The sequence below is a fragment of the Streptomyces genisteinicus genome (assembly GCF_014489615.1).
GTDB lineage: Bacteria > Actinomycetota > Actinomycetes > Streptomycetales > Streptomycetaceae > Streptomyces > Streptomyces genisteinicus.
The window spans coordinates 3,927,307-3,940,978 of sequence record NZ_CP060825.1 but is presented as its reverse complement, the minus strand read 5'-3'; the positions used below and the strand labels follow the sequence as shown (position 1 = coordinate 3,940,978).

Genomic DNA, 13,672 nt, shown 5'->3' with positions numbered 1-13,672 from the left:
CGACACCGACGGCCGGGCACCCCGGCCCGGCCGTCGTCCCCCGCGGGGCCGGTTCAGCGTCCGCGGCGCCGGTCGCGTCCGTCGTCGTCCTGGTGCGGGCCCAGCAGTTCGTCGGCGAGGGTCGGCAGGTCGTCGAGCGGGGTCTCCTCGGCCCAGTCCGAACGGCGGCGGGGCCGCTCCGCGCCGGGGTCGACCTGGGGGAGTTCGCGGGTCCGCTCGTCGGCGTCCCCGTACCCCGCGCCGCGGCCACGGTCCCCGGCCCGGTCGTCACGCGCACCGCGTCCGTCCTGCGCACCGCGCGCACCGTGTTCGTCGCGCTCGTCGCGCTCGTCGCGGAAGAAGTCGGCCGGCACGCGGTCCTCGGGGGCGACACCTCGCGAGGCGTCCTCGCGCACGGGCCGCAGGACGGCGGTCTCGTCGACGGCCGGGAGCACGGAGGTCTCCGCCTCGGCCGGACCGGCGGACGGGTCGGGGACGCGCGGCAGCACCGCCGTCTCGTCGTTCCGGTTCCCGTCCCGCCCGCGGTCGCGCTCGTGATCACGGTCCCGGTCCTTGTTCCGGTCGCGGTCCCGGTCACGGTCCTGCGGCGCGTCGCCGCCGGGCCGGGGCACTTCGCGGGTGATCTCGTCGGAGGAGCCGGACGGCAGATCCTCGGGCCGGACGATCGGCGTCGCCACGGTCACCTCGCTCGCGGAGGCCTCCGCCGCGGCCGCTTCCTCGGCAGCGGCCGCCTCCGCCCTGCGGCGTGCTTCCTCGGCGGCCCTGCGGGCGTCCTCCTCGGCGGCGCGGCGAGCCGCCTCCGCCTTCAGCAGCGCCTCCTCGGCCTTGCGCTGCTTCTCCAGCCGCCGCGCCTCGGCCTCGGCCCGCAGCCGGGCCTCCTCCTCGGCCTGGCGCCGCAGGCGCTCCTGCTCCTCCTGGCGCGCCTTCTCCTCGGCCTCGCGGCGCTTGCGCTCCTCCTCCGCCCGCACGCGGGCCTCCTCGGCGCGCTGCCGGGCCTCCTCCGCCTGGCGCTCGGCCTCACGGCGGCGGGCCTCCTCCTCCTCGCGGCGCTTGCGCTCCTCCTCCTCGGCACGGAGCCTGGCGAGCTGTTCCTGGCGCTCCCGCTCCAGGCGCTCCTCCTCCGCCTTGCGGCGGGCCTCCTCCTCGGCCCTGCGGCGGGCCTCCTCCTCGGCGGCCCTGCGAGCCTCCTCGCGGGCCGTGATCTCGGCGGCGGAGAGCGGCAGCAGCTGGTCGAGCCGGTGGCGCACCACCGTGGTGACCGCCTCCGGCTCCTGGCCGGCGTCGACCACGAGGTAGCGGCCGGGGTCGGCGGCGGCGAGCGTCAGGAAGCCCGTGCGCACGCGCCGGTGGAACTCGGCGGGCTCGGACTCCAGGCGGTCGGGCGCCTCGGTGAAGCGCTCACGCGCGGTCTCCGGGGAGACATCGAGCAGCACGGTCAGGTGGGGGACCAGACCGTCGGTGGCCCAGCGCGAGATGCGGGCGATCTCGGTCGGGGACAGGTCGCGCCCGGCCCCCTGGTAGGCGACCGAGGAGTCGATGTAGCGGTCGGAGATGACGATCGCGCCGCGTTCGAGCGCGGGTCGCACCAGCGAGTCGACGTGCTCGGCGCGGTCGGCCGCGTAGAGGAGGGCCTCCGCGCGGTTGGACAGGCCGGCGCTGGAGACGTCCAGCAGGATCGACCGCAGCCGCTTGCCGACGGGCGTGGCACCCGGCTCCCGGGTGACGACGACCTCGTGGCCCTTGGCCCGGATCCACTCGGCGAGCGCCTCGACCTGCGTGGACTTGCCGGCGCCGTCACCGCCCTCGACGGCGATGAAGAAGCCGTCGGCCGCGGGGCGCTGGACCGGGTCGGCACCGCCGCGCAGGGCGTCGCCGAGGTCGCGGCGGAGCGGCACCCCGGAGCGGTCGTCGGTCTTGGCGAGGACGAGGGCCGCGACGGGCAGCAGCAGCGCGCCCACCAGCATCAGCGTGAACGCCGCTCCGCCGTGGGCGAAGACGAAGTCGCCGCTGGCGAGCCGGTGCGGGCCGATCGCGGCGGCGACCAGGGGCGCCACCACGGCGGCCAGCCCCAGCCAGACGCGCACGACCGCCTGGAGGTGCTCGGTGACCCGGGCGCGGCGGGGCTCCTCGGTCTCCTGGTCGACGAGCACATGGCCGGTGCCGGCGGCGACGCCGGCGGCGAGGCCCGCGAGCACGCCCAGGAACAGCACGGTCGCGGTGTCGGGCACGAGTCCCATGGCCAGCAGGGCCACTCCGGTGACGGCGAGCGCCAGCGCGAGGAGGCGGCGGCGGGACAGGGCGGGCAGCACGGACCCCGCCGCACGGATGCCCGCCCCGGTGCCGCCGGTCAGCGCCAGCACGAGGAGGGCGAACCCGGCCGGGCCGGCTCCGAGGTCGACCGCGTGCAGCACGGCGACGGCCGCGGCGGCCGCGATCGCCGCCGCGACGGCTGCGCAGGCGAGGACGAACACCGGGATGCCGCCCGTGCGGCCCTTGTCCGCGCCGTTGGCGGCGGACGGACGGCGCAGCCCCTCCAGCGGGGAGCGCGGGCGGGGGGTCTTCGTGTCGGGGAACTCGACGAACCACAGCGTGGAGACGGAGGCGGCGAACAGGCCGGCGGCGACGTAGGAGCCCAGCGCGGCCTGGTGGAGCGTGAACCACTCGACTCCGGTGCCGAGCAGGTTGCTGACGAGCGCGGCCACCAGCAGCACCGCCGCGGCGACCGGCATCACCGCGAACGCGGTCCGTGTCCACAGCCTGCGCAGCGCGTCGAGGTGGTCGGGCAGCGGCCGGACGGCGGCGCCCTCCAGCGGCGGCGCCGGCAGCAGTGCGGGGGCGGCGCCGTCGCGCGCCACGGTCCAGAAGCGCTCCGCGACACCGGTCACGAAGACGGTGATCAGCAGGAGGGCGAGCGCGTTGCCCGGTGTCCAGTCCAGCCACAGCGGGGCGACGACGAGCAGTGCCAGCCGGACCCCGTCCGCGCCGATCATGGTCCAGCGCCGGTCGAGCGGTCCGCCCGCCGCGGTGAGCGTGGTCATCGGTCCGAGCAGCACCGCCCCGAAGAGCAGGGTCGCCAGTGCCCGCGCGCCGAGCACGGCGGCGACGGCGAAGGCCGCTCCCCGGTACCCGGCGCCGAAGGTCTCCGACACGACCGCGGCCTGGAGCGCCAGGAGCAGCAGCACCAGAACGCCGAGCGCGTCCCCGATCCCGCCGACCACCTGGGCGTTCCACAGGCGCCTCAGGGGTGCACCGCGCAACAGGGCGCGCACCGCCCGCTCCCGCGAGTCCGCGGCGAGGGCTTCGGTGTCGGTGATGTCTGAGGAGGCGTCGGAAGCAGTCTCTGCAGCGGTACCCGTGACCGCCTGCTGCTCGGCTGGCTGCTCGGCTCGCGTCATCCGCCCAGCCTATCCGGCGCGGATTGCTCCCCGACGGGGTGTCCGAACAGACGGACGCTTTTGTCGCAAGAGTGTGAACTCGCCCCGGCCGAAAACGGACGAGCCGCCCGCGCCGGGGGCGTGCGCCCCGGAGCACGAGCGGCTCGCTCCGCGTCCTGCCCGTCCCCGCCGGGGCGGGCGCTGCCCGTCCGGCCGTGCCGTGTGCCACCGGCCCTGGTGCCGTCCGGCTGCCGGCCCTGCCGGTCCTGCTGACCGCCCGGCTACTCGTCCGCCGCCGCGGACGACTTGGCCGAGGCGGCCGCCTTCTTGGTCGTGGCCTTCTTCGCCGTCGTCGTCTTCTTGGCGGCGGTCTTCTTGGCCGTCGTCGTCTTCTTCGCCGCGGTCTTCTTGGCCGTCGTCGTCTTCTTCGCGGGCGCCTTCTTGGCCGTCTTCTTGGCCGGTCCCTTGGCACGCTTCTCGGCGAGGAGCTCGTACCCGCGCTCCGGCGTGATGTCCTCGACGCTGTCACCGGTGCGCAGGGTGGCGTTGGTCTCCCCGTCGGTGACGTACGGGCCGAAGCGGCCGTCCTTGACCACCACCGGACGCTCGCTGACCGGGTCCGTGCCCAGCTCCTTCAGCGGCGGCTTGGCCGCGGCGCGGCCGCGCTGCTTCGGCTGCGCGTAGATCGCGAGGGCCTCGTCCAGCGTGATGGAGAAGAGCTGGTCCTCGGTCTCCAGGGAGCGCGAGTCGGTGCCCTTCTTCAGGTACGGGCCGTAGCGGCCGTTCTGCGCGGTGATCTCGACGCCGTCGGCGTCGGCGCCGACGACCCGCGGCAGGGACATCAGCTTCAGCGCCTCGGCGAGCGTCACCGTGTCGATCGACATGTTCTTGAAGAGCGACGCGGTGCGCGGCTTGACCGCGTTCTTGCCCGTCTTCGGCGTGCCCTCGGGGAGGATCTCCGTGACGTAGGGGCCGTAGCGCCCGTCCTTGGCGACGATCTGGTGCCCGCTGACCGGGTCGGTGCCCAGCTCGAAGTCCCCGCTCGGCTTGGCGAGCAGTTCCTCCGCGTACTCGACGGTCAGCTCGTCGGGGGCGAGGTCGTCCGGGACGTCGGCGCGCTGGTGGCCCTCCGCGTCCTTCTCCCCGCGCTCCACGTACGGGCCGTAGCGGCCGACGCGCAGCTTGATGTCGTTGCCGACGGGGAAGCTGGAGATCTCGCGGGCGTCGATGGCGCCGAGGTCGGTGACCAGTTCCTTCAGGCCGCCGAGGTGGTCGCCGTCGCCGTTGCCCGCCTCGCTGGCGGCGCCGGTGGCGTCGCCCTCGCCGAAGTAGAAGCGCCGCAGCCACGGCACGGCCTGCGCCTCGCCGCGCGCGATGCGGTCGAGGTCGTCCTCCATCTTCGCGGTGAAGTCGTAATCGACGAGCCGGCCGAAGTGCTTCTCCAGCAGGTTGACCACGGCGAAGGAGAGGAAGGACGGGACGAGCGCCGTCCCCTTCTTGAAGACGTAACCCCGGTCGAGGATGGTGCCGATGATCGACGCGTACGTCGACGGCCGTCCGATCTCGCGCTCCTCCAGCTCCTTGACCAGCGAGGCCTCGGTGTAGCGGGCGGGCGGCTTGGTGGCGTGGCCGTCGACGGTGATCTCCTCGGCCGACAGCGCGTCGCCCTCGGCGACCTGCGGCAGCCGGCGCTCGCGGTCGTCGAGCTCGGCGTTCGGGTCGTCGGCGCCCTCCACGTAGGCCTTCATGAAGCCGTGGAAGGTGATCGTCTTGCCGGACGCGGTGAACTCGGCGTCGCGGCCGTCCGAGGCGCGTCCGCCGATGCGCACGGTGACGCTGTTGCCGACGGCGTCCTTCATCTGGGAGGCGACGGTCCGCTTCCAGATCAGCTCGTACAGCCGGAACTGGTCACCGGTGAGCCCGGTCTCCGCGGGGGTACGGAAACGGTCGCCCGAGGGGCGGATCGCCTCGTGCGCCTCCTGGGCGTTCTTGACCTTGCCCGCGTAGGTGCGCGGCTTGTCCGGCAGGTAGTCGGCGCCGTAGAGCTGGGTCACCTGCGCGCGCGCCGCCGAGACGGCCGTGTCGGAGAGCGTCGTGGAGTCCGTACGCATGTACGTGATGAAGCCGTTCTCGTACAGCTTCTGGGCGACCTGCATGGTCGCCTTGGCGCCGAAACCGAGCTTGCGGGACGCCTCCTGCTGGAGGGTCGTCGTCCGGAACGGGGCGTAGGGCGAGCGGCGGTACGGCTTGGACTCGACCGACCGCACCGCGAAGGACGCGCCGTCCAGCGCCGCGGCCAGCGCCCGCGCGTTCGCCTCGTCGAGGTGGAGCACCTGCGCGGACTTGAGCCGGCCGTCGGAACCGAAGTCGCGGCCCTGTGCGACACGCTTCCCGTCGACGGTGTTCAGGCGCGCGGAGAAGGACGAGGGGTCCGAGGCGTCGCCGGCGCGTCCGGTGGAGAAGGTGCCGGTCAGGTCCCAGTACTCGGCGGAGCGGAACGCGATGCGCTCGCGCTCGCGCTCGACGACGAGCCGGGTGGCCACGGACTGCACACGGCCGGCGGACAGCCGGGGCATGACCTTCTTCCACAGGACCGGCGAGACCTCGTAGCCGTAGAGGCGGTCGAGGATGCGCCGGGTCTCCTGCGCGTCGACCATCCGCTTGTTGAGCTCGCGCGGGTTGGCGACGGCGGCCCGGATCGCGTCCTTGGTGATCTCGTGGAAGACCATCCGGTGGACGGGGACCTTGGGCTTGAGGACCTCCAGCAGGTGCCACGCGATGGCTTCGCCCTCGCGGTCCTCATCGGTGGCGAGGAAGAGCTCGTCGGACTCCGCGAGCTGTTCCTTGAGCTTCCTGACCTGCGCCTTCTTGTCGGCGTTGACGACGTAGATCGGCTGGAAGTCGTGCTCGACGTCGACGCCGAGGCGGCGCACCTCACCCGTGTACTTCTCCGGCACCTCGGCGGCGCCGTTCGGGAGGTCGCGGATGTGCCCGACGCTCGCCTCGACGACATAGCCGGGGCCGAGGTAGCCCTTGATCGTCTTCGCCTTGGCAGGCGACTCGACGATCACGAGTCGGCGGCCGCCCTGTGCGGTCTCGCTGGTCGGGGACAACTTCGCTCTTCTCTCCGGTCGACATTCGGTGGGCGCTGTCAGCGGCGCCGCGCGGCGTTCTACCCATGGGTACAGGCGTTGCGGCACTGCTGTGACGCTGCTGTCGCTGCGGAGTGTGACGGTACAACCCGCCCCCGTGTCAAACGGCAAAAGCCCGCAACGGCCACTCGAACGGTAACCCGACTCCCGCCCTTCATGCCGCCCGGACCGGCACGCCGGTGCCCGGGGCGTTCCTCACAGGCGTGCGAAGCACCACACCCCGAGCGTGAGGAAGACCGCACCGAAACCGATCCCGAGGGCGGTGGCGGTGGCCGGGCTCACGCCGTGGGCCACCGGCGCGCGATGGGCGAGCCGCACCCCCGTCCACAGCAGCAGTCCGGCCCCGAACAGCGCGAATGCCACCCCGGCGAAGATCGCTGGTCCGCTCTCCATGCCCTTACCCGGCCCTTCCGTGACACCTCGGTCGTCCGAAGGGCGAGGCTGGCACCCCGGAGCGTCGCTGGCGCGAATTCCGGGTGAACGGCGCGTGGGTTCACCCGGCCGGTCGCTTCCGCGGGCGTTCCGGACGGATTCCCTCCCTTTCGCTCCCCGCACGGGGACGCAGGCGGAGGGCGTCGGCCGCACGGAAATGCCCGCATTCGGAACATTGGCCGGATCGGCGACCCTCGGTGTCGCGATTACGCCCCTCGCGCGGGCCTCCCTGCAGCGCCGCCGCCTCGGGCCGCAGCCTCGGGCCGTCACCGGGGGCGCACGCCGGGGCGAGCCCGGTGCCGCGGGTCACGCCGGAGCCGGCCCGGTGGCCGCGGGCCGGCGGGACAGGCCGGTGGGCCGGGCGGGGCACGTCGGGCGGGTCACCCCGAGGAGGCGGACTCCGCCGGGACGATGAACCCCTCCTCCACCAGCAGCCGCAGCGCCCTCGGGGTGCGGTCGCGCAGCAGCACCGGATCCTCGTCGATCAGCTGCGCGATCGCGTCCAGGATCCGCCCGGCGCTCAGCGTCCCGTCGCAGGCCCCGGCGAACCCGGCGCCGACCGTGTCCACCGTGGTCGCCCGGCGCATGCCGCGGTGCCGGCGCAGCACCACGTGCTCGGGATCCTCCGCACCGGGCGGGCCGACCTGTTCCTGCACCACGTCGGGGGAGAGCACGAAGCGGTCGGCGAGCAGCGCCGCGTCGTCGCTCGCCCGCAGATAGTCCTGCCGGTCGAAGTGGGCGCGCACGCTCTCGCCGAGCGGCTGCTCCACGGGGTGCGGCCACTCCTCCGTCACGACCGACGGACGGTCCGAACCGGACTTGCGCAGGGTGATCCAGCCGAAGCCGACCGCCCTGGTCCCGCGGGCCTCGAACTCGTCGAGCCACGCGTCGTACCGGGCGGCGTAGGCCCCGGGATCGGCCCGGTGGTCGCCGCTGTCGCGCAGCCACAGCTCGGCGTACTGGGTCACGTCCTGGACCTCGCGCTGGACGATCCAGGCGTCACAGCCCCGGGGCACCCAGGAGCGCAGCCGCTCCTGCCACTCCTCCCCCTCCACGTGCTGCCAGTTGGCGAGGAACTGTGCGTAACCCCCGTCGTTGAGCCGCTCCCCCGCCTGCTGCACCAGCGAACGGCACAGGTCGTCGCCCCCCATCCCGCCGTCCCGGTAGGTCAGCCGTGCGCCGGGGGAGATCACGAACGGGGGATTCGACACGATCAGGTCGTACGTCGCGGAGCCGGCCGGCTCGAACAGCGACCCCTCGCGCAGATCGGCCTCCCGCGCCCCCGAGAGCGCGAGGGTGAGCCGGGTGAAGTCGAGTGCGCGCGGGTTGAGGTCGGTGGCGGTGACCCGGGTGGCGTGCTGCGCGGCGTGCAGCGCCTGGATGCCCGAGCCGGTGCCGACGTCGAGTGCGGACGCCACGGGCGTGCGCACGGTGATGCCGGCGAGGGTCGTCGACGCGCCGCCGACGCCGAGGACGACGCCCTTGCCCAGGCCGGCCGCCCCGCCCGCGCCGCCGACCGCGCAGCCGAGGTCGGACACGATGAACCAGTCCTGCCCCTCCGGCCCTCCGTACGGCCGCACGTCGACCGTCGCCCGCACCTGGTCGCCGTCCCGGACCACCCAGCCGTCGCCGAGGCACTCCTCGACCGGCAGGGCCGCACGGGCCTGCTCGTACGCGACGGGCTGCTGGAGCAGGAAGAGCCGCACCAGCGCCGGCAGCACGCCGTCACCACGGGTGGCGCGCAGGGCCGGCACGATCTCGCTGCGGGCCAGCGCCGTGTAGGCGGGGGCGCCGAGCAGGTCGAGCAGGCCGTCGGCGGTGAAGTCGGCGGCGAGGAAGGCGTCGCGCAGGCGCGGGGCGTGTCCGGGCGCGGGAAGACTGGGCGTACTCACGGACCCATTGTGACGGACCCGTCGCGTCCGCCCCGGACGGCGGACACCGCACGCGGCACGCCCGTCGCGGCACCGCCCGCCCGTCGCGCGGCGGGCGTGGGACGCGACCGTACCGCGCACCTGCGGGCGCGGCCGTCGCGTCCGGCTGCTCCGTCCGCCCGCGCGCACGGCCCGGCCGCACGTGGCGGGCCGGGCCGTGGGAGCGCGATGCGCCTGTCAGGAGGCGGCGGCGCCTTCGGCGGAGTTGGACGCGTCGGCCCGCTGGCAGCCCGGCTGCTTCGCCATGGCCGTGCCCAGCTCGCCGGACTGGAGCTTGGCGAGCGCGGCCTGGTCCATCCGCTCGATCTTCTTCAGCCCGTCGGCGACCTCCTGGAGGCCGTCGGCGAACTTCTGCTGGTCCTCGGGGTTGAGGCCGTCGATCTGCTCCTTCAGCTTCAGGTACTCGGCCGCCGTGGCGTCCAGTTCCTTCACCGCGTCGTTCTGGAGCTTCTCGCCGTCGTCGACCGGCGGGACACCGGCGTCGCGCACGGCCTTGGCCAGTGCCTTGTCCGCGGCGGCGATGTCGGCGAACGCCCTGGAGTCGGCGGCCTGGATGTCGGCGGGCTTCCCGTCAGCCGCCGTCGAAATAATGGCCTGCTGGGCGTCGGCCCGCTTCTGGATCTGTGGCTTGGCCTGGTCACAGACCTTCTTGGCCCAGTCGTTGACCTTTTCCTCGCCGTCGTCGCCGCATCCCGACAGCACCAGTACCAGTACCGCACCGCCGGACAGCGCGGCCGCAAGCTTCTTGTTCACCGGATCGGTCCCTTCCAAGGCTCTCGGCCCCGGAACATACACGCCAAGTGGGCGACAACCGCACGCCGGAAGTCCGGTTCATGGTGTATTGAAGCCATTTGCACCAAGAGAGACAAGGCTCACCCGGACGCGTGAACAGGCGCACGCCGCGTCAGTCCGCCCGCGTGAACGGGCAGACGCCGCGTCAGTCCGCGTCGCCCGCCCGTCCTGTGAGCGGCCGTCAGCGAACGGACGCGGGATCCGGGGAATGCGCGTTCCGCTCGGCGGTGCCGCCGTCGCCGTCGTCGTCCGCCGCGATGCCGCGCCGCTTGGAGAGGTAGACGGCACCCACGATGATCAGCATCGCGAGCACCGCCACCAGGGCCCGCAGCCCCGCACTGGCGTCGTCCCCGTAGCTGAACTGGACGACTGCCGGGGCGATGAGCAGGGCGACCAGGTTCATGACCTTCAGCAACGGGTTGATGGCGGGCCCGGCGGTGTCCTTGAACGGGTCACCGACGGTGTCGCCGATCACCGTCGCCTCGTGCGCCTCGCTGCCCTTGCCCCCGTGGTGACCGTCCTCCACCAGCTTCTTGGCGTTGTCCCAGGCTCCCCCGGAGTTGGCGAGGAAGACGGCCATCAGGGTCCCGGTGCCGATGGCGCCGGCGAGGAAGGCTCCCAGCGCGCCGACGCCCAGGGAGAAGCCGACGGCGATCGGCGTCAGCACCGCCAGCAGGCCCGGCGTGGCCAGCTCGCGCAGCGCGTCCTTGGTGCAGATGTCGACCACACGGCCGTACTCCGGCTTCTCCGTGTAGTCCATGATCCCGGGACGGTCGCGGAACTGCCGCCGCACTTCGTAGACCACCGCGCCGGCGGAGCGGGACACCGCGTTGATCGCGAGGCCGGAGAAGAGGAACACGACCGCGGCGCCGAGCACCAGGCCGACCAGGTTGTTGGGCTGGGAGACGTCCATCACCAGGTTCATCGGCGCGCCGTCCCCGAGCTTCTCGCCGACGTCCCGGGCCGCGGTCGCGATCGCGTCGCGGTACGAGCCGAACAGCGCGGCCGCCGCGAGCACGGCCGTGGCGATGGCGATTCCCTTGGTGATGGCCTTGGTGGTGTTGCCGACGGCGTCCAGGTCGGTGAGGACCTGCGCGCCCGCCCCGGTGACGTCGCCGGACATCTCGGCGATGCCCTGCGCGTTGTCGGAGACGGGACCGAACGTGTCCATGGCGACGATGACGCCGACCGTGGTCAGCAGCCCGGTCCCGGCGAGCGCCACGGCGAACAGGGCCAGCATGATCGAGGTCCCGCCGAGCAGGAACGCCCCGTACACCCCGAGCCCGATCAGCAGCGCGGTGTAGACGGCGGATTCGAGGCCGATCGCGATGCCGGCCAGGACGACCGTGGCCGGGCCGGTCAGCGACGACTTGCCGATGTCCCGGACCGGGCGTCGGGTCGTCTCGGTGAAATAGCCGGTCAGCTGCTGGATCAGCGCGGCGAGCACGATGCCGATGGCCACCGCGACGAGTGCGAGGACGCGCGGGTCGCCGTCGTGGGCCGCGACGGCGGCGTCGCCGACACCGTCGAGCTCACCGTAGGTGGCGGGCAGGTACGCGAACACCGCCACGGCGACCAGCGCGAGCGAGATCACCGCGGAGACGAGGAATCCGCGGTTGATGGCCGTCATCCCGCTGCGGTCGGCGCGCCGCGGGGCGACCGCGAAGATGCCGATCATCGCGGTGACCACGCCGATCGCCGGGACGATCAGCGGGAAGGCGAGCCCGGCGTCGCCGAAGGCGGCCTTGCCGAGGATGAGCGCGGCGACCAGCGTCACGGCGTACGACTCGAAGAGGTCGGCCGCCATGCCCGCGCAGTCCCCGACGTTGTCCCCCACATTGTCGGCGATGGTGGCCGCGTTGCGGGGGTCGTCCTCGGGGATGCCCTGCTCGACTTTTCCGACCAGGTCCGCGCCCACGTCCGCGGCCTTGGTGAAGATGCCGCCGCCGACGCGCATGAACATCGCGATCAGGGCGGCGCCCAGACCGAACCCTTCGAGCACCTTGGGCGCGTCGGCGGCGTAGACGAGCACGACGCAGGAGGCGCCGAGCAGGCCGAGGCCGACGGTGAACATGCCGACGACACCGCCCGTGCGAAAGGCGATCTTCATCGCCTTGTGTGCGACGAGTGTCAGATCCTTTTCCGGCTCGCCTTCTTCCGGTGTGGCTTCCCGGGCCGCGGCAGCCACACGCACATTCGCCCGCACCGCCAGTCTCATTCCGATGTATCCGGTGGCCGCCGAGAAGAGCGCACCCACCAGGAAGAAGAGAGACCGGCCCACCCGCTGCGACCAGTCGTCGGCAGGGAGGAGCAGGAGCAGGAAGAACACCACGACGGCGAAGATCCCAAGAGTGCGGAGCTGTCGGGCGAGATAGGCATTCGCGCCCTCCTGCACCGCTGCCGCGATCTCTTTCATGGATTCGGTGCCCTCACCCGCGGCGAGCACCTGACGTACCAGCAACTGGGCGACGATCAGGGCTGCCAGGGCGACGACCGCGATGACGACGACGATCACACGGTTCTCGTCGGTGAGAACCGCGGCAGCGTGGGAAGTGGGATGTCCGGCCAGTTGAGTGAAGAGCCCCGTCATTCGTCCTCCTTGACGCTCAGAGCTCAAGATGTGGACGGATTGTAGGGAGCGAAACCCGATCAAAACAGAGCACGACGAATTCGCTTGACCTTGATGTGTCGTACGAGAAATGATCAGGACGCGGAAATGCCCACGAAAGAAGTAATGCGGCTGAGGCATTCGGCCTTGATCGGCGATCTCCGGCGGCAGAAAAATGTCCTGCTCAGCAGGGCCCTTTTTTCAGGAGACCGATCCGGGCCGTGCGGGCGAATTCCGTACGGTCAGCGGGAAGGCGGGCGGGCGCGGCCACGACGGCGGCACCCGGAAACTGTCCGGTCCGGCACCCCTCGCCAGAGCCCTCGGGCGCGGGGGCGGCAGCGAATCACAGCTGCCGAGGATTGGCCGGGGACGCTTCGGCCGAAAGGGTGACGCCCCGGGGTGGGTGGCGGGCACCTCGTACGGACGGACGCCGTGCGACCCGCGTGGGGGGGCGGACGGCAGGGGCCGCCGGTGCCGGCTCCGCGGGGGACGTCAGGGGGCGATGACCGGGGGTGCCGTGACGGGCCAGCTCATCCGGATGACCCCGCCTCCGTCGTTCGCCGAGACCTCGACGTCGTCGACGAGACCGCTGATCACCGCGAGACCCATCTCGTCCTCGCCGTCATGGTCGTCGTCGGAGCCGCGTCCGACGGCGCCCTCGGGCCCGACGGTCGTCACCTCGTCGCCGACCTCGATCGAGAAGGTCTTCTCCTCCTCGGTGAGCGCGACGCGGACCGGCGCGGTCACTCCGTGGCTGCGATGGAGCCCCACCGCGCGACTGCACGCCTCGCCCACGGCGAGGCGCACCTCGTCCAGCACCGCCTCGTCGACCCCGGCCCGGCGCGCCACGGCGGCGGCCACGAGCCTGGCCGTCCTGACGTGCTCCGGCTGAGCACTGAAGCGGAGCTCAACGGTGGCCATGCCTGATCCCCCTCGAACATGCGAGCGTGCTTGTGTGGAGGCCCGGGCTGGATGCCCGGTGCCCCTCCTGCTTCCGGTGTCCCGGCGACCGTCAGTCGGTCGCCGCGACAGCCTCGTCGACCGTGGTGTGGATCGGGAACACCTTGGTCAGGCCCGTGATCCGGAAGATCTTGAGAATGCGCTCCTGGTTGCAGACCAGGCGCAGCGAGCCCTCATGGGCACGCACCCTCTTGAGACCGCCCACGAGCACGCCGAGACCGGTGGAGTCGAGGAAGTCCACGCCCTCCATGTCGACGACAAGGTGGTAGCTGCCGTCGTTCACCAACTCGACCAACTGCTCGCGCAGCTTGGGCGCGGTATAGACATCAATCTCGCCACCGACCTCGACGACCGTACGGTCGCCACCAGGGCCGGACACATTGCGAGTCGACAGGGACAGGTCCACGGATCCTCCAGCACCTT

General features: G+C 72.6%; 8 protein-coding genes. All 8 read right to left on the bottom strand.

The features are described 5' to 3' along the window. Positions 1–53: 53 nt before the first annotated feature. On the bottom strand, positions 54–3,395 hold the full coding sequence (tmk, locus tag IAG43_RS17070; RefSeq protein ID WP_187741587.1) for a dTMP kinase: 3,342 nt from the start codon (positions 3,393–3,395) through the stop codon (positions 54–56). Positions 3,396–3,655: 260 nt separating this feature from the next. Beyond that, positions 3,656–6,487 (bottom strand): type I DNA topoisomerase, encoded by a 2,832-nt coding sequence (topA, locus tag IAG43_RS17065; protein WP_187741586.1) that lies wholly within the window; start codon positions 6,485–6,487, stop codon positions 3,656–3,658. A gap of 234 nt (positions 6,488–6,721) precedes the next feature. After that, positions 6,722–6,919, bottom strand: a complete 198-nt coding sequence (locus IAG43_RS17060; protein ID WP_187741585.1) for a hypothetical protein — start codon at positions 6,917–6,919, stop codon at positions 6,722–6,724. A gap of 419 nt (positions 6,920–7,338) precedes the next feature. Then, positions 7,339–8,850, bottom strand: coding sequence for a DUF7059 domain-containing protein (locus IAG43_RS17055; RefSeq protein WP_187741584.1), 1,512 nt, complete (start codon positions 8,848–8,850; stop codon positions 7,339–7,341). A gap of 216 nt (positions 8,851–9,066) precedes the next feature. After that, entirely contained in the window at positions 9,067–9,642 is a 576-nt protein-coding gene (locus tag IAG43_RS17050) for a small secreted protein (RefSeq protein ID WP_187741583.1), read from the bottom strand. A gap of 220 nt (positions 9,643–9,862) precedes the next feature. Next, positions 9,863–12,271, bottom strand: coding sequence for a sodium-translocating pyrophosphatase (locus tag IAG43_RS17045; protein WP_187741582.1), 2,409 nt, complete (start codon positions 12,269–12,271; stop codon positions 9,863–9,865). A gap of 510 nt (positions 12,272–12,781) precedes the next feature. Further along, entirely contained in the window at positions 12,782–13,210 is a 429-nt protein-coding gene (locus IAG43_RS17040) for an ATP-binding protein (RefSeq protein WP_187741581.1), read from the bottom strand. Positions 13,211–13,301: 91 nt separating this feature from the next. Continuing rightward, positions 13,302–13,655 carry an STAS domain-containing protein gene (locus IAG43_RS17035; protein ID WP_003967428.1) on the bottom strand — a complete coding sequence of 118 codons (354 nt, stop codon included), beginning with the start codon at positions 13,653–13,655 and terminating at the stop codon, positions 13,302–13,304. Positions 13,656–13,672 lie beyond the last annotated feature (17 nt).

Bases quoted from the DNA above. Each gene is read 5' to 3' on its own strand.
- tmk (WP_187741587.1), bottom strand. From the start codon at position 3,395: ATGACGCGAGCCGAGCAGCCAGCCGAGCAGCAGGCGGTCACGGGTACC.
- IAG43_RS17060 (WP_187741585.1), bottom strand. From the start codon at position 6,919: ATGGAGAGCGGACCAGCGATCTTCGCCGGGGTGGCATTCGCGCTGTTC.
- IAG43_RS17045 (WP_187741582.1), bottom strand. From the start codon at position 12,271: ATGACGGGGCTCTTCACTCAACTGGCCGGACATCCCACTTCCCACGCT.
- IAG43_RS17040 (WP_187741581.1), bottom strand. From the start codon at position 13,210: ATGGCCACCGTTGAGCTCCGCTTCAGTGCTCAGCCGGAGCACGTCAGG.